A 17097-nucleotide genomic window follows, 5' to 3' on the forward strand; every position below is an offset into this window, starting at 1 on the left:
TTGCACTGCAACAATTAATTCAGTATTTGTAGTATGTGCAGTACGCAACACAGCGTATTTACCTTTTGGTCAACTTAAGGCTAAACTACGTTGATGTTGCGATGCAGTAAATAGTAAGGAAAATACATGGTTACCCGCGCTAAACGAGCTGGCGAAGATCGGCTCATCAAGAAGTATCCGAATCGTCGTCTCTACGATACTCAGACAAGTACATATGTCACGCTATCTGACATCAAAAACTTAGTGATGGCCAATGAAGTTTTCAAAGTGGTTGACGCTAAAACTGAAGAAGATTTAACGCGCAATATATTGCTGCAAATTATTCTTGAGGAAGAGGCTGGTGGCGCACCAGTGTTTTCATCACAGATGCTCTCTCAAATCATTCGCTTTTATGGAAACTCCATGCAAGGTTTGATGGGTAACTATCTTGAAAAGACCATGCAATCATTCGTGGATATCCACAATAAGCTTGGCGATCAAACGAAGGGTCTTGGAGCTGGCAGTACACCTGAGGCTTGGTCGCAAATGATGAATCTCCAAAACCCACTAATGCAAGGTTTGATGGGTAACTACATGGAGCAAAGTAAAGATCTCTTTATTAAAATGCAAGAGCAAGTGCAGGGTTCCCAAAATATTTTTGGAAACTTTCCATTTACCCCTCAGCCCAATAAAACTGAAAAAGAATAGTTGTGGTTGGAAAAATTGGATTTGTATCCTTAGGATGCCCTAAGGCGCTTGTAGACTCTGAGCTTATCCTGACGCAATTGAGCGCTGAGGGATATGAGACCGCCAAGGATTATTCTGGCGCTGATCTTGTGGTTGTGAACACCTGTGGCTTTATCGATTCTGCTGTGGAAGAGAGTCTCTCCGCTATTGGCGAGGCTCTCGCTGAAAATGGCAAAGTTATTGTGACTGGTTGTCTAGGCGCAAGAAAAAATGCCGACGGTAGCGATCTCATCTCCAGCATTCACCCTAAAGTCCTCGCCGTTACAGGGCCTCATGCTACCGACGAGGTAATGCAAGCCATTCATTTACACCTCCCTAAGCCGCATGATCCATTCACAGATTTAGTTCCTCCGGCTGGAGTCAAGCTAACCCCTAAGCATTACGCCTATCTCAAAATTAGCGAGGGATGTAATCATCGCTGTACTTTCTGCATCATTCCTAATATGCGTGGTGATTTGGTCTCACGACCTATTGGTGAGGTGTTGCTTGAAGCAAAAAGATTATTTGAGTCTGGCGTAAAAGAGTTGCTAGTTGTCTCTCAGGATACAAGTGCTTATGGTGTTGATATTCAATATCGCACTGGCTTTTGGGATGGCAAACCAGTCAAAACAAAAATGTTTGATTTGGTAAATGCCTTAAATCAAATTGCTCGCGAGCATCAGGCTTGGGTGAGATTGCATTATGTTTATCCATACCCACATGTGGATGATGTTTTGCCATTGATGGCCGAGTTCTCGGAGCATGGTTACGGCGTTCTACCGTACTTGGACATTCCACTGCAGCATTCGCACCCTGACGTTCTTAAGCGCATGAAGCGTCCTGCGAGTGGCGAGAAGAATTTGGAGCGCATCTTAGCTTGGCGCGAAGCTTGTCCTGATTTGGTTGTTCGCAGCACCTTTATTGCTGGTTTTCCTGGTGAGACTGAGGAGGAGTTTGAGCATCTCCTCAATTTCTTAGATGAAGCGCAAATTGATCGTGCAGGTTGTTTTGCCTACTCGCCCGTTGATGGCGCTACTGCAAACCAATTAGATAATCCCATTCCTGCCGAATTACGCGAAGAGCGTCGCGCTAGGTTTATGGCTAAAGCCGAAGATATTTCCATAAAACGGCTTGCTAAAAAAATAGGCAAGCGTATTCAAGTCATCATTGATCGCGTAGATGAGTCTGGCGGGATTGGCAGAACGATTGGCGACGCCCCAGAAATTGATGGTCTAGTGAGGGTTTTGCCACCTAGCAAGCCTTCTAAGCGCTATCGCGCAGGTGAAATCATTAAAGCTACTGTGATTAGCTCCCAAGGGCATGACCTAATAGCCGAAACTTGACGAATGCAATAAAACTAATAGTTGGATTACTTTTTTAGTACAAAGTCAGCCCAATAATTGGGCTTAGCAAAGGGGATTGATATGAGTCGTGATGTCGTTGTCTTAAGTGCAGTTCGTTCCGCAATCGGTACCTTTAATGGCGCTCTGAGTAGTTTTGAGCCATCAGAGCTCGGCGGTATCGTAATGAAAGAGGCGGTAGCACGTTCAGGCGTAGATCCTGCTTTGATTAATTACATCACCGTGGGTAACACCATTCCTACAGATAGCCGCTATGGTTATGTAGCACGGGTTGCATCTATCCAGGCTGGCCTGCCAATGGAATCAGTGGCAATGGCATTAAATCGTTTGTGCAGCTCAGGTTTGCAGGCAATCGTTACAACCGCACAGCAAATTATGTTGGGTGATTGTGATTACGGTGTTGGCGGTGGCGTTGAAGTAATGTCTCGCGGCATGTATGGTTCTCCAGCAATGCGCAGTGGTGCACGCATGGGCGATACCAAGATGATCGACTTGATGGTTGGTATTTTGACTGACCCATTTGGTGTTGGTCATATGGGCGTTACAGCAGAGAATCTCGTTGAAAAATGGAAGTTAACACGTGATGAGCAAGATGCTCTGGCCATGGAATCTCATCGTCGTGCAGCCAATGCAATCAAAGAAGGTCGTTTTAAATCTCAGATCGTTCCAATCACTATTAAAACTCGTAAGGGTGATGTAGTGTTTGATACCGATGAGCATGTGAAGCCTGAAACTACGATGGAAACGCTTGCCAAGATGAAGGCAGTGTTCAAAAAAGAGGGTGGTTCCGTAACGGCTGGCAACGCTTCGGGTATTAATGATGGTGCCGCATTCTTTGTATTGGCGGACGCTGAAACGGCAAAGAAAGCCGGTCATAAGCCTATCGCTCGCTTGGTGTCTTATGCAGTAGCTGGCGTTCCAAACCACATCATGGGTGAAGGCCCAATTCCTGCAACCAAATTGGCTCTCGAGCGCGCCGGTCTGAAATTGGATCAAATGGACGTAATTGAGTCTAACGAGGCTTTTGCTGCTCAAGCGTTGGCTGTTACTAAAGGTTTGGGCTTAGATCCAGCCAAGACTAACGTCAACGGTGGTGCAATCGCTTTGGGTCACCCAATTGGTTGTTCTGGTGCAGCGATTGCTACCAAGGCAATCCATGAGCTACACCGCGTTCAAGGTAAATATGCTTTGGTAACAATGTGTATTGGTGGTGGACAAGGTATCGCTACTATTTTCGAGCGTCTGTAAGAACAACGCTCGTAACTATTACCCTGATCTCTTGGGTAAAAGCTTAAGAGATCAGTAGTAAAGCAGCATCTAAGCCGACTCGGTCAAAAGCCGCATCGGCTTTTTCTTTGACAACAGGCTTTGCTTTATAAGCAACGCTGATGCCTGAGCCATTCATCATCATCAGATCATTGGCGCCATCGCCCATGGTGATGGCATTCCCTTTAGTACATCCAAGGCTGGCACAAGCTTCATCCAAATGGGCGGCCTTTGCCGCACCATCGACGATATCGCCAAGAACCTTACCGGTAAGCTTACCATCGATGATTTCTAGCGTATTCGCCTGCGTTTGCTTGAAGCCAAGTTCTTGACGTAATTTTTCAGTGAAGAAAGTAAAACCGCCTGAGACAAGCAGGGTGTACAAACCACGTTCATGAGCCCCAGCTAAAAGTTCTGCTGCCCCTGGGTTAGGTCGTAAGCGTTCTCTATAAACAGATTCAAGAGCGTCGGCATGTACGCCTTCCAAAAGTGCAACACGCCTTCTCAGGCTTTCTTTAAAGTCTTTGATTTCACCACGCATAGTGGCTTCGGTAATTTCAGCTACAGCAGACTTCTTGCCTGTGAAATCAGCAATCTCATCAATGCATTCAATATTAATTAGTGTTGAATCCATATCCATTGCTAATACACGGATGTCTTGCGGCAATAGATCTGACTTGAGAAAGCAAAGATCGGCATTAAAGCTCGCCGTAATAGTTCGCAGTTGCTCGCGTTGAGTTGTATCGAGATGGACGCTTGATTCAAAACGCTCGGAGTAGTAGCTCCCGTTGCTGGTTTGGCCGCCGCTAGAGTGCAGTGAAATGCCAAAATTTAAGGCCTGATCTTTTAATGAAAATACGAGCTTATCGGCAATAGGCTCTCTAGATAGGACAACAAGAACTTGGTAATTGGGCATGGCTCAATAATAATCGGATTATTAACTTACTTTTGCGGAGCTCAATACTGCTGATTCGTTGAGTCTTCGCAAGATATTGCGTATGGCATCAAGGCGTTGCTCTAGCTTCTCAAATTCACGATCTTTTTTGGGAAGTACTTTTAACTTATCCTGACCATTTAGCTGAATGTGCTTTGAAGACTGGATAAGCTGAATGATCTTCATCGGGTCAATCGGTGGATTCGGGATAAATTGAATCTGTATCGAAGCGGGTGTGGCATCAATCTTTTTAATTCCAAAGCCGATCATCTCTAGACGAAGGCGGTGTGTCTCATAAAAGGACTTGGCTTGATCGGGAAGGTCGCCGAAACGATCCACTAATTCTTCACGCAATCCCATGAGTTCTGAGAAATCATTTGTACCTGCAAACCGCTTATATAAGGATAGACGCTCGTGAACGTCAGGGCAGTAGTCTTCCGGAAATAGAGCGGGAACACCAAGATTTACATCGGTGGTTGCTTGTAATGGTGAAAGTAAATCAGGCTCCTTCCCACTGCGCAGCGACTTAACGGCACGATTGAGCATCTCGGTATACAACTGGAAGCCAATTTCATGAATTTCACCGGATTGTTTGTCGCCTAGGACCTCACCAGCACCCCGAATTTCTAGATCATGCATAGCTAAGTAGAAGCCAGAGCCAAGTTCTTCCATGGCTTGAATAGCGTTGAGGCGTAACTGTGCTTGCTTACTGAGTGCCTCAGGGTCTGGCACTAACAAATAAGCATAAGCCTGGTGATGTGAGCGGCCTACACGGCCACGTAGTTGATGTAATTGAGCTAAACCAAACTTATCGGCGCGGTGCATGATGATGGTGTTAGCTGTGGGTACGTCAATACCAGTCTCAATAATCGTAGTGCACAGCAAAATATTGGTACGCTGGGTAACAAATTCACGCATGACCGATTCCAGCTCGCGTTCATGCATCTGTCCGTGCGCAACACTAATACGCGCCTCTGGAATCAGTTCTTGTAAAGCATGTTTGCGATTCTGAATCGTTTCAACTTCGTTATGCAAGAAGTAGACCTGGCCGCCGCGTTTAATTTCACGAAGCACGGCCTCACGAATAACGCCATCTCCTTCGCGACGAACAAAGGTCTTAATCGCCAGACGTTTCTGTGGGGCAGTGGCAATAATAGAAAACTCACGTAAACCTTCCATAGCCATGCCCAAGGTTCTTGGGATGGGTGTAGCAGTTAGTGTCAGAATATCGACTTCGGCACGCAATGCCTTAAGAGCATCTTTTTGACGTACGCCAAAGCGATGTTCCTCATCCACAATCACTAGGCCAAGATTGGCAAATTGCGTCTCTTTGGAAAGTAACTTATGTGTGCCAATAATGATGTCTGCATCACCTTTGGCAATAGCCTCTAGGGCCGCATTAATTTCTTTTGTTGTTTTAAAACGTGACAACTCAACAATGCGTACTGGCCAATCGGCAAAGCGATCCTTCCAGGTTGCCACATGCTGCTCAGCCAGCAGGGTGGTTGGAGCCAAAATAGCGACCTGTTTTCCGCCCATTACCGCAATAAAACTCGCGCGCAAAGCGACTTCAGTTTTCCCAAAGCCAACATCTCCGCAGACTAAGCGGTCCATTGGCGTGCCGCTAGTCATATCACCAATAACGGCTGCAATGGCATTGGCTTGGTCTGGGGTTTCCTCAAAGCCAAAGCTTTCTGCAAAAGCGGCATAGTCATGTGCTGAGAATTCAAAAGCATGACCTTTGCGTATTGCTCTGGCTGCATACAGACCTAATAACTCTGCTGCCGTATCGCGAATTTGTTGGGCGGCCTTACGTTTGGCTTTATCCCATTGGCCCGAACCCAATTGATGCAGTGGTGCCGAATCAGGATCAGAGCCCGCATAACGTGTGACCATTTGTAATTGCTGAACGGGAACATATAAGGTCGCCTGACCTGAATATTGCAAATGCAAAAACTCTTCAAAGATTGGCGCCTCTTTAGGTGGGGCTAAGTTCAGAAGTACTAAACCCTGATAGCGACCAATGCCATGTTCAGCATGAACTACGGGATCGCCAATCTTCAGCTCAGACAGATCCTTAAAGAGCATGTCAGGATCAGCATTCTCATTGCTTTTACCTTTACGTCTCTGTCTTGCTGTTGTCGTAAATAACTCTGCCTCGGTAATGACTAGTAAATTTTCCGCAGGCCATGAAAACCCATTAAAGAGTGGGGCGGTGACTAAGCCAAATAATGAATCGCTCTTAATAAACTCGGCAATGCCGTCAAAGCCCTCTGGTTTTAGGGGATGGAGCGGTTTACCGTCCAATCCGGCAACCGCATTACTTTCATCAAAAAGTTGACGAATCGATTCTTTGCGCCCGGCACTATCACTACAAACAAGTACGCGAACCGTTTCAGATGACACAACTTTTCTAAGAAGGTTGATCGGATCAGTATCGCGGCGATGGACGGCAATATCTGGTACGGCTAAAAATTGACTTTTCTCAGTGCTGTCCTTCTCCAGTGTTAGACGTGCATATGATTTGGACGTGGTAAAAAATTCATCAACATCCAGGAAAAGTTCTTTTGGTGAAAGAATAGGTCGATCTAAATCATGCTTAAGGAACTCATAGCGAGAAAGCGTATCTTTCCAAAAGCCTTTGATGGTTTCCTCAACATCGCCAATACTGACGAGCCATACGGGGTCACCTGAGCGCGGAAAGTAATCAAAAAGATTGGATTTCTCTTCAAAGAAAAGGGGTAGATAGGATTCGATACCAGCACTAGGTATACCAAGATTGGCATCCTTGTAAATTGAGCAGCGACTTGGATCCCCTTCAAATACCTCTCTCCAGCGCCCTCTAAAAGCAGTACGTGAAGCATCATCAAATGGAAATTCATGGCCAGGAAGAAGGCGCACCTCCTTCACGGGGTAGAGGCTGCGCTGCGTATCTGGATCAAACGCCCGAATCTGTTCAATTTCATCGCCGAATAAATCTAGGCGGTAAGGAAGACTTGACCCCATTGGGAATAAATCAAACAAACCACCGCGAATACTATATTCACCTGGACGCATGACAGCGCTCACGGGATCATAGCCAGCCTGTTGAAGTTGCAGCTTTAGTGCTGCTTCATTCAGTTTGTCACCCTGTCGAAAGAAAAAAGTATGGCCAGACAAAAAATTCGGAGGCCCCAATCTTTGCAAAGCAGTAGTCACTGGAACTAAAACAATGTCGCAACTACCATTCAGTAATTCATACAGAGTGGCGAGTCGTTCGGAAACTAAATCTTGGTGCGGCGAAAAATGGTCGTAAGGAAGTATTTCCCAATCAGGCAAAAGTCTGGTCTTTAGCTGCGGCGCAAAAGCGGGGATTTCTTCAAGAAGCCTTTGGGCTTCTTGAGCTTGAGCGCAAAAAATGACCATCACCGAAAACTGATCGCGGTAGCGCAGGGCAGTTTGAGCGATTAAAGCGGCATCTGCCGAGCCTACCAGCCCCGAAAAGGTAAAGCGCTGCCCAGCCCGCGGAGCAGGTATAGGGGGTGCTAGATTTAATGCATCAGACATCTGCGCTCATTATAGAATCAGGTATGCACTCTGGAAATCATTCCATTAAGAAATGCCATGCACTCCTGCCAACAGCAGGCACTGGCTCGCGCCTAGGTGGTGAGTTGCCTAAGCAGTTTCAGCAGCTAGCCGGCAAACCCATGGTCTCTTATGCGCTAGAAGCCTTTAAAGGATCTGCTCAGATCCAGTCTATCTGGATTGGTGTTAGCTCTGGCTTTATTGGGAACCCTATCTTAGGAACTATTACCAACACTGGAGCCGATATACATGTTGTAGCAACCGGCGGCCCAACTCGACAAGAAACGGTGCGAAATACTCTAGCTGCAATGCTAAAGGCGGGTATTCCTGAGGATGACTGGATACTGGTTCATGATGCAGCCAGACCAGGCATCACCCCCGCGTTAATTGAGAAGCTCATTAGTGCAGTACAAACATCCAATAGTGGGGGCATCCTAGCTGTTCCATTAGCTGACACCTTAAAGCAGGCCGATTTAGATTCAGTGGTTGCGGGCAACATCCCGCACTCAGAGAGAACTATTCCACGTGAGCATCTCTGGCAAGCACAAACGCCACAGATGTTTGGTTTGAAACAATTGCATGATGCTCTTGAGGACGCAATCCGCCTTGAGGCTGACGTTACTGATGAAGCTAGCGCAATCGAGTTAACTGGAGCTAAACCTTTATTAATTGAAGGTGCCGCTCGTAACTTTAAGGTCACACATCCAGCTGATTGGGAATTAATGCAATTGCTTTTAAGTTCACACGCCAAACAATGAGAAATCCAATATGACTCAGAGCAATCCCCATATTCCGCAATTTCGTATTGGCCAGGGTTATGACGTACATGCATTGGTAGCGAACCGAAAGTTGATTCTGGGTGGGGTTCATGTGCCCTATGAAAAGGGTTTATTGGGCCACTCGGATGCGGATGCCTTATTGCACGCCTTGACAGACGCTTTATTGGGGGCTGCAGGCTTGAATGATATTGGGCAGTTATTTCCGGATACGGATCCTCAATTTAAGGATATGGACAGTCGAATCTTGCTGAGGGCGGCCTTGCAGAAGATCCAGGCAGCGGGCTTTCAGATTGGCAACGTAGATGCCACCATCATTTGCCAAAAGCCTAAATTAGCAGATTTTTTGCCAGAAATGGTCCGCAATATTGCCGCTGATTTGGCTGTGACCCCTAGTCACGTTAACCTCAAAGCTAAGACGAATGAATCTCTGGGCCATTTAGGCAGGGGCGAGGGCGTTGCCGTCCATGCCGTCGCTTTGCTCTACAAGGCCTAAATGATCCTCTAAAACCCTAGGCATTGTAGAATTACGGTCTTTAGAGTGAAGTCTAAGCTTGGCAGTTTGCGGATATCGCGAGGATGGCGAAATTGGTAGACGCACCAGGTTTAGGTCCTGACGCCAGAAATGGTGTGGGGGTTCGAGTCCCCCTCCTCGCACCACAAGATTGCTACTTGGCTTGGACTTCACATTTCCAGATCTTCAATTAAGAGACGAGAATGGCTGTGCAGATAGAAAATTTAGGTTCACTAGACCGCAAAATGACTTTGGAATTCGCTCGTGCCGATTTGGCAAAAGCGCGTGAAGCCCGTTTGGCTAAAGTTGGTAAGACCATGAAAATGGCCGGCTTTCGCCCAGGCAAGGTGCCAAAGAACCTCGTTGAAAAACAACATGGCATGCAAGTGGACTTCGAGCTCCAATTTGATAAGGCTGCTGAACTCTTTTATGACCAAGCTCAAAAAGAAGGTGTTGCTTTGGCTGGCCAACCACGCCTTGAGCCAAAAAGCGAAATTGATGCTGACAAGATTGTGTTTGATGCTTTCTTTGAAGTGTTGCCAGAAGTAAAAATTGGCGACTTTAGCAAGGCAGAAGTTACCAAACACACAACTGATATCGGCGAGGCAGAAATTGACCGCGCCTTAGATGTGCTTCGTAAGCAGCAGGTTCATTACCACCCACGCGGTGAAGCTGGCGCCCATGGCGATGGCGGCTCTAACGTTGCAGCTCAAAGCGGTGATCAAGTAGTGATCGATTTTGTTGGCAAGATTGACGGCGTTGAGTTTGCCGGTGGTAAGGCGGAAAACTTTGAATACGTACTGGGCGAAGGCCGCATGCTCCCTGAGTTCGAAGCTGCAACATTGGGTCTTAAGGCTGGCGAGAGCAAATCTTTCCCATTGAGCTTCCCGGCTGATTACCATGGTAAAGACGTTGCTGGCAAAACTGCTGAGTTCACTATTACTGTGAAGTCAGTTAATTGGCCACATTTACCCGCTGTTGACGATGCATTCGCATTATCTTTGGGTGTTACTGAAGGCGGCGTTGCAAAAATGCGTGCTGAGGTAAAAGAGAATTTAGATCGCGAAGTGAAGCGCCGCATTACTTCTTTGCTCAAGAATGAAGTCATGGACAAGCTCAATAGTTTATGTGAACTGGATGTTCCTAAGTCTTTGGTTGCTTCCGAGCAAGAGCGCTTGGTTGAAGGTGCCCGTCAAGACTTAATGCAACGCGGTGTTCCGAATGCTAAAGATGCCCCTATCCCTGCTGAAATTTTTGCAGAGCAAGCTACCAAGCGTGTTCGCCTTGGCTTGATCCTTAGCGAGTTAGTTAAAAAGCAAAACTTGGCTGCTACCGCAGACCAAATTAAAGCTGAAATTGATGAGCAGGCTGCTACATACGAAGATCCAAAAGAAGTAGTGCGTTGGTTCTACAGTAATCCAAGTCGCTTGAAGGATATCGAAAATCTCGTGCTTGAAGACAACGTAATCAAGCATTTCACATCCCAAGCTAAGGTAATTGATAAAGCGGTTACCTTCGAAGAACTCAGCAAGCTAAACTAAGTTAACTACTAAGTCATCCATTTACCCACAAGAGGTTTCGCAATGATCTACAACCATTCTCAGTCTGAAAATCTAGAACCAAAAGGCTTGGGCTTGGTTCCGATGGTGATTGAAACCTCTGGTAGAGGAGAGCGCGCTTACGATATCTACTCAAGACTATTGCGTGAACGCGTTGTCTTTTTGGTCGGCGAAGTAAATGACCAAACCGCTAATTTGGTAATCGCACAATTGTTATTCCTTGAGAGTGAAAATCCAGATAAAGAAATTTCTCTGTACATCAACTCCCCGGGCGGCTCAGTTTCTGCAGGATTGGCTATCTACGACACGATGCAATTCATCAAGCCCCATGTCAGCACATTGTGCATGGGCATGGCTGCAAGTATGGGCGCATTCCTATTGTGCGCCGGTGAAAAAGGTAAGCGCTATGCTTTGCCAAACTCGCGCGTCATGATTCATCAGCCATTAGGCGGAGCACGTGGCCAAGCTTCTGACATTGAGATTCAGGCACGTGAGATTTTGTATTTGCGTGAGCGTTTGAACAAAATTTTGGCTGATCGTACTGGTCAGTCAATCGAAACAATTGCCAAGGATACTGATCGCGACAACTTTATGTCTGCAGAGCAAGCTCGTGATTATGGCTTGATCGACAAGGTTATCGAGAAGCGTCCTTAACTCTTTATACATACAGAGCCTAATTTGAGCGATACCAACACCACTAATTCAGCAGACAAAGTTCTGTATTGCTCTTTTTGCGGCAAAAGTCAGCATGAAGTTAAAAAACTGATTGCTGGCCCGTCTGTTTTTATTTGCGATGAGTGCATTGATCTTTGCACCGACATCATTCAAGAAGAAATTGCCAAGCTTCCTAAAGATGCAGGTGATGATTCTTTGCCAACGCCACATCAAATTCGTGAAAACTTAGACCAATACGTTATTGGTCAAGATCATGCTAAGAAAACATTAGCAGTTGCCGTATACAACCACTACAAGCGCCTACAGTACTTGCCTAAGCCAAAAAAAGAGAAGTTAGATAAGGATGGCAAGCCGGTAGAGGGAGCGGAGAAGAAAGAATCTAAGCTACCTGCTAAAGCAATGGTTGATGGCGTAGAGCTTGCAAAGAGCAATATTTTGTTAATTGGCCCAACTGGCTCAGGTAAAACATTATTGGCGCAGACATTGGCGCGCATGTTAGATGTTCCATTTGTGATGGCTGATGCTACCACCCTTACCGAAGCGGGTTATGTTGGTGAGGACGTTGAGAACATCATCCAAAAATTATTACAAGCTTGCGACTACAACGTAGAAAAAGCGCAGCGCGGCATTGTCTATATAGATGAGATCGATAAGATTTCACGTAAGTCGGATAACCCATCTATTACTCGTGATGTATCTGGTGAGGGTGTTCAACAAGCGCTGTTAAAGCTGGTTGAAGGCACGATGGCTTCTGTACCGCCTCAAGGTGGACGAAAGCATCCTAATCAAGATTTCTTGCAAGTAGATACAACGAATATTTTGTTTATTTGTGGCGGTGCATTTGATGGTCTTGAGAAAGTCATTCAGCAGCGCACTGCTAAAACAGGAATTGGATTCAATGCAACTGTTCCTGGTAAAGATGACCGTGGTGTAAGCGATCTCTTGATTGAGGTTGAACCAGAAGATCTCATTAAGTTTGGTTTGATTCCCGAATTGATTGGACGCTTGCCAGTTGTAGCGACTTTGGCTCAATTGGATGAAGAGGCTTTAATTCAGATTCTGACCGAACCTAAAAATGCCTTAGTTAAGCAATATCAGGCACTTTTGACTATGGAGGGCTCTGAGCTCGAGGTACGTCGCGAGGCTCTATCAGCTATTGCCAAGAAGGCAATCGCCCGCAAAACTGGTGCTCGTGGCCTGAGATCTATCCTTGAAGGTTCTTTGATGGATGTCATGTATGACCTGCCATCCCTGAAGAATGTCCAAAAAGTGGTTATCGACGAGAGCAGTATCGCTGAGGGCGGAAAACCGCTTTTAGTCTATAAACAGGATGCTGATCAAGCAGATTTAAGCAAAAAAGCTTAAATTCCTAGGGTTTTTGCTATTTTTGGGGCATTTTTGCCCCCTTTTTGTCTTTTTACCCCTTGTTTTTCTCTAAAGCCTACCCATATAGGTAGTATGCTACTCATGAATAATGTCTCTATTTAGTGGTTGTTGATTCAATTCCCACTAAAGAAGACTTTTGAGGTTTGATTACTTTGGAGGATTTGCCCCATGCCTGGCCACTTATTGTTACCCTCTGAACCAATTCAACTACCTTTGCTCCCATTGCGGGACGTAGTTGTATTTCCTCATATGGTGATCCCGCTGTTTGTGGGTCGCCCAAAATCGATTAAAGCCCTCGAGGCTGCCATGGAAACTGGCAAAAATGTTCTTTTGGTAGCTCAAAAAACGGCCGCTAAAGATGAGCCTGTTATTGAGGATCTCTATGAGGTTGGCTGTATCGCCAATATTCTGCAGATGCTCAAGCTGCCTGATGGCACTGTGAAAGTGCTCGTTGAAGGTGTTCAGCGCGCAGAAGTTAGTCAAATTGAGGATAGCCTTGGTTACTTCAATTGCGAAGCAACGCCGACCGCTATTACTGCGATTGATGCACACGAAACTGAAGCTTTACGTCGCGCAATCATGGCGCAGTTCGATCAATACGTAAAACTCAATAAAAAAGTACCTCAAGAGATACTGTCTTCTCTGGGTGGAATAGATGACCCAAGCCGATTAGCTGACACTATTTCCGCTCATCTCCCGGTCAAGTTGGAGCAAAAACAACGCCTACTTGAAATGATGGATGTTGTACAGCGCCTGGAAAGCTTGTTGGCTGATCTAGAGAGTGAAATTGATATTCTGCAGGTTGAGAAGCGTATTCGTGGACGTGTAAAGCGTCAGATGGAAAAGAGTCAGCGCGAGTACTACCTCAATGAACAGGTAAAAGCGATTCAGAAAGAGTTAGGTGAAGGCGAGGAGGGCGCTGATCTCGAAGAGCTCGAGAAGCGGATCAAGGCTGCGCGCATGCCTAAAGAAGCATTGAAAAAGGCAGAATCAGAGCTGAAGAAGCTCAAGTTGATGTCGCCTATGTCTGCAGAAGCAACGGTCATCCGTAACTTTATCGATACCCTGGTAAATCTGCCTTGGAAGAAAAAAACCAAGATCAATAACGACCTTACTAATGCTGAGAAAGTATTGGACGAAGACCACTACGGCTTGGATAAAGTCAAAGAGCGTATCTTGGAGTACCTCGCAGTTCAACAGCGTGTTGATCGTGTTAAGGCGCCGATTCTTTGTTTGGTAGGGCCTCCCGGCGTTGGTAAAACCTCTTTAGGTCAATCTATCGCGCGCGCTACCAACAGAAAGTTTGTACGCATGGCCTTAGGTGGTGTACGTGATGAATCTGAAATTCGCGGTCACCGTCGCACCTACATTGGATCGATGCCTGGCAAGATTTTGAGTAGCCTTACCAAAGTTGGTGTTCGCAATCCCTTATTCCTTTTGGACGAAGTAGACAAAATGGGTATGGATTTCCGTGGAGATCCAGCCAGTGCTTTGTTGGAGGTTTTAGACCCAGAGCAAAATCACACCTTCCAAGATCACTATGTAGAAGTTGATTTTGATCTGTCAGATGTTATGTTTGTGGCTACCTCGAACTCCTTAAATATTCCTGGTCCATTGTTAGATCGTCTTGAGATTATTCGTTTAGCTGGCTATACCGAGGATGAGAAAACCAGTATTGCTGTTAATTATTTGATTCCTAAACAAATCAAAAATAATGGCTTAAAGAAGGACGAGCTTAAGATTGAAGACAGCGCAGTACGCAATATGATTCGTTATTACACGCGTGAGGCTGGTGTCCGTTCTTTAGAGCGTGAAATTAGTAAGATTTGTCGCAAAGTTGTAAAGCTGTTGCTCTTGAAAAAAGAAGCAGCTCCAGTCGTTGTGAATGCGGACAACTTAGAGAAGTTTTTGTCGGTACGCATGTATGACTTTGGTTTGGCTGGTAAAGAAAATCAAGTGGGTCAGGTGACTGGTTTGGCTTGGACTGAGGTGGGTGGCGATTTGCTCACCATTGAAGCCGCTGTGATGCCAGGTAAGGGCGTTATTACCCGAACTGGTTCTATTGGCGATGTAATGAAGGAATCCGTTGAGGCTGCGAGAACAGTGGTTCGCTCCAGGTCTAAAAGACTTGGTATTACGGACGAGGCCTTTGAGAAGAAAGATATTCATATTCACTTCCCGGATGGCGCAACACCAAAGGATGGTCCATCTGCCGGCATTGCGATTACTACAGCCCTGGTATCTGTATTTACTGGAATTCCGATTCGATCAGATGTTGCGATGACAGGTGAAATTACGCTTCGTGGTGAAGTTTTGCCTATTGGCGGATTAAAAGAGAAGCTTTTGGCCGCCCATCGTGGTGGTATTAAGCTTGCCTTAATTCCTGAAGAGAACGTTAAGGATCTGATTGATATTCCAGATAATGTTAAGAATGCAATTGAAATTATTCCAGTTCGCTGGATCGATAAAGTGTTGGAGTTGGCTTTAGAGCGCATGCCTGAAGCTTTGCCAGATCCTACGCCTGAAGAGTTGGCCAAAAAGGCCGCTGAAGCTAGTAAGGCAAATGAAAAGGGTGCTGCGCCAGACGTTCTTAAGCACTGAAAATAGGGCGATTTTTCGTTAAATTCTCCTCATCTATTGAGGCGGGTTTAGCGGAAAATCCACCCAAGGCTCACGCTTAGGTTACAATCTCACCTGTAATATTTTGGGGCGCTTAGCTCAGTTGGTAGAGCGTCTGCCTTACACGCAGAATGTCGGGAGTTCGAGCCTCTCAGCGCCCACCAATCTATTACTCTTGCCAGCCTTTCTTAGCCTACTCGGGCATTTCAATACCTCCAGCCCAGCGCCTAGTACACTCGTGGTATTGATATTTTTTACTAGCGAACTTTTACATGTTTGATACCGTCCGTAAGCACCAGCGAATTTTGCAGCTTGTATTAATGCTTTTGATCGTTCCATCTTTTGCCTTCTTTGGAATTTCTAGTTATTCCAGCTTCCTGGACAAAGAAACCGACATTGTCAAAGTTAACGGCAAACCTATCACTGCTCAAGAAGTAGATTCAGCTGCGAAACGTCAGGCGGAGCGCGTTGGTGGAAATGCGCAGATTGCTCAAAGCCTCCAATTTAGACAAGCAATTTTGAATGAGTTATTGCAACAACGCATCCTTGGCTTTGCAGTCAGTAATTTGCGTTTGCAAGTTGGTAAAGAAGCTCTTGTGAAGAGCTTGCAAAATATTCCGCAGATTCGTGCGTTATACAAACAAGATGGCAGTTTCGATGACGCACGTTTTAAACAGCTCTTGGCTAGCAATGGCTTAAATGAAGATCAGTTTTATGCGAGCCAGGCATTTGACTTAAAAATTAGTCAACTAGTGAACTCTGTAGCGCGCACTGAAATCGGCAGTCCAAAATTATCTGAAATCATTTCAACGCTGTATGAAACTGAGCGTCAAGTTCAAGCTCTATCATTTGATGCGAAAGATTATCTAAGTAAGGTAAATCCATCCCAAGAAGACCTACAGGCTTTCTATAACGCCAACACAAAGCTGTTTGAGAGTCCAGAGTATGTGGATGTCGAGTACATCGTTCTCAAGGCCGATCCAAAAGAAGATGCCAAAGTGTTTGGCGAGAAAGCGGATCAATTCGCCAATATGACTTATGACCAGTCAGATAGTCTTAAGCCAGCTGCAGATAAATTAAAGCTGAGCGTTCAAACACAGAAGGGTGTAACGCGTTCTGGCGTAACGGGCGCTGCAAAAGATCATCCGCTGGCCAATCCAAAGGTAGTTCAATCTCTGTTTGGCGATGATGCAGTAAAGAACAAACGCAATATTGAAGCTGTACAAACCTCTCCAGGCGTTTTTGTTTCGGCAAGAGTAGTTATTTTTCATCCCGCTCAAACTTTGCCTTACAAAGATGTTGCTGCTGAAGTGAAGCGTCAAGTTAGCCAGCGCATGGCTGAAAAGCTTGCCATAAGTGCGGCAGCTGTGCGCTATGCTTCACTCGAACAAGATCCTAAAGGTGCCACCGGTTTTGCTAGCCCAATCTGGGTTTCTCGCAATAAACCTGCAAACTTAGTAGGTGGAGCGCTGGATCAGGTAATGTCCACTAACCCTGATAAATTACCTGCACTGGTTTCTGTTCAAAATCCAGGGGTCGGTACTATTCTGTATCGTGTTGATCAGGTAAGACAGACCACAGGTATAGATGCCAAGGTCCACAAGGCACAAGCGCAACAAATTCAAGCATTGGCAGCTCAGTCTGAGTTTGCTGGCTTTATGGCTTACTGGCGTGATGTTGCTGGGGTTAAGATAATCAACCCACTGAAGCCGCCATCATCTAGTTCGGGTAGCTAATC

At 45.9% G+C, this 17097-nt stretch carries 12 protein-coding genes and 2 tRNA genes; 12 read left to right on the forward strand and 2 right to left on the reverse strand.

Annotation, left to right across the window (positions count from 1 at the left end; genetic code table 11):
* Window positions 1-126 precede the first annotated feature (126 nt).
* The 3 genes from phaR to FD963_RS05435 all read left to right on the forward strand — a co-directional run bounded on the left by phaR (window position 127) and on the right by FD963_RS05435 (window position 3314).
* Entirely contained in the window at window positions 127-687 is a 561-nt protein-coding gene (phaR, locus tag FD963_RS05425) for a polyhydroxyalkanoate synthesis repressor PhaR (protein ID WP_215322134.1), read from the forward strand.
* Between the two features lie 2 nt (window positions 688-689).
* Window positions 690-2048 carry a 30S ribosomal protein S12 methylthiotransferase RimO gene (rimO, locus tag FD963_RS05430; RefSeq protein WP_215360865.1) on the forward strand — a complete coding sequence of 453 codons (1359 nt, stop codon included), beginning with the start codon at window positions 690-692 and terminating at the stop codon, window positions 2046-2048.
* Between the two features lie 81 nt (window positions 2049-2129).
* Window positions 2130-3314: an acetyl-CoA C-acyltransferase family protein gene (locus tag FD963_RS05435; protein WP_215322138.1), complete on the forward strand. Its 1185-nt coding sequence runs from the start codon at window positions 2130-2132 to the stop codon at window positions 3312-3314.
* 43 nt (window positions 3315-3357) lie between these two features.
* Here the strand turns inward: FD963_RS05435 and serB are convergent, their stop codons facing one another.
* Together serB and mfd are read right to left on the reverse strand one after the other, a co-directional pair.
* Entirely contained in the window at window positions 3358-4248 is an 891-nt protein-coding gene (serB, locus tag FD963_RS05440) for a phosphoserine phosphatase SerB (RefSeq protein WP_215360867.1), read from the reverse strand.
* A 21-nt stretch (window positions 4249-4269) separates the two neighbouring features.
* Window positions 4270-7812 carry a transcription-repair coupling factor gene (gene mfd, locus FD963_RS05445; RefSeq protein WP_215360869.1) on the reverse strand — a complete coding sequence of 1181 codons (3543 nt, stop codon included), beginning with the start codon at window positions 7810-7812 and terminating at the stop codon, window positions 4270-4272.
* A 23-nt stretch (window positions 7813-7835) separates the two neighbouring features.
* Here mfd and ispD point away from each other — a divergent pair, with 23 nt between their 5' ends.
* The 9 genes from ispD (at window position 7836) to FD963_RS05490 (ending at window position 17095) form a co-directional block, all read left to right on the forward strand.
* Complete coding sequence (ispD, locus tag FD963_RS05450) at window positions 7836-8588, forward strand: 2-C-methyl-D-erythritol 4-phosphate cytidylyltransferase (protein WP_215360872.1); 753 nt, start codon at window positions 7836-7838, stop codon at window positions 8586-8588.
* Between the two features lie 10 nt (window positions 8589-8598).
* Window positions 8599-9102 carry a 2-C-methyl-D-erythritol 2,4-cyclodiphosphate synthase gene (gene ispF / locus FD963_RS05455; RefSeq protein ID WP_215360876.1) on the forward strand — a complete coding sequence of 168 codons (504 nt, stop codon included), beginning with the start codon at window positions 8599-8601 and terminating at the stop codon, window positions 9100-9102.
* 77 nt (window positions 9103-9179) lie between these two features.
* Window positions 9180-9266: transfer RNA gene (locus FD963_RS05460), tRNA-Leu, on the forward strand.
* A gap of 57 nt (window positions 9267-9323) precedes the next feature.
* Window positions 9324-10661, forward strand: a complete 1338-nt coding sequence (gene tig, locus FD963_RS05465) for a trigger factor (protein ID WP_215360883.1) — start codon at window positions 9324-9326, stop codon at window positions 10659-10661.
* A 42-nt stretch (window positions 10662-10703) separates the two neighbouring features.
* Window positions 10704-11333 carry an ATP-dependent Clp endopeptidase proteolytic subunit ClpP gene (clpP, locus tag FD963_RS05470; protein WP_072582405.1) on the forward strand — a complete coding sequence of 210 codons (630 nt, stop codon included), beginning with the start codon at window positions 10704-10706 and terminating at the stop codon, window positions 11331-11333.
* Window positions 11334-11357: 24 nt separating this feature from the next.
* Window positions 11358-12719, forward strand: coding sequence for an ATP-dependent Clp protease ATP-binding subunit ClpX (gene clpX, locus FD963_RS05475; protein WP_215360885.1), 1362 nt, complete (start codon window positions 11358-11360; stop codon window positions 12717-12719).
* Between the two features lie 189 nt (window positions 12720-12908).
* A complete protein-coding gene (gene lon, locus FD963_RS05480; RefSeq protein ID WP_215360887.1) occupies window positions 12909-15341 on the forward strand; it encodes an endopeptidase La in 2433 nt (810 codons plus the stop codon).
* A 106-nt stretch (window positions 15342-15447) separates the two neighbouring features.
* A tRNA-Val gene (locus FD963_RS05485) sits at window positions 15448-15523 on the forward strand.
* Between the two features lie 108 nt (window positions 15524-15631).
* On the forward strand, window positions 15632-17095 hold the full coding sequence (locus FD963_RS05490; RefSeq protein ID WP_215360892.1) for a peptidylprolyl isomerase: 1464 nt from the start codon (window positions 15632-15634) through the stop codon (window positions 17093-17095).
* The last annotated feature ends 2 nt before the right edge of the window (window positions 17096-17097 follow it).

This window comes from Polynucleobacter sp. JS-JIR-II-50 (assembly GCF_018687895.1).
Taxonomy (GTDB): domain Bacteria; phylum Pseudomonadota; class Gammaproteobacteria; order Burkholderiales; family Burkholderiaceae; genus Polynucleobacter.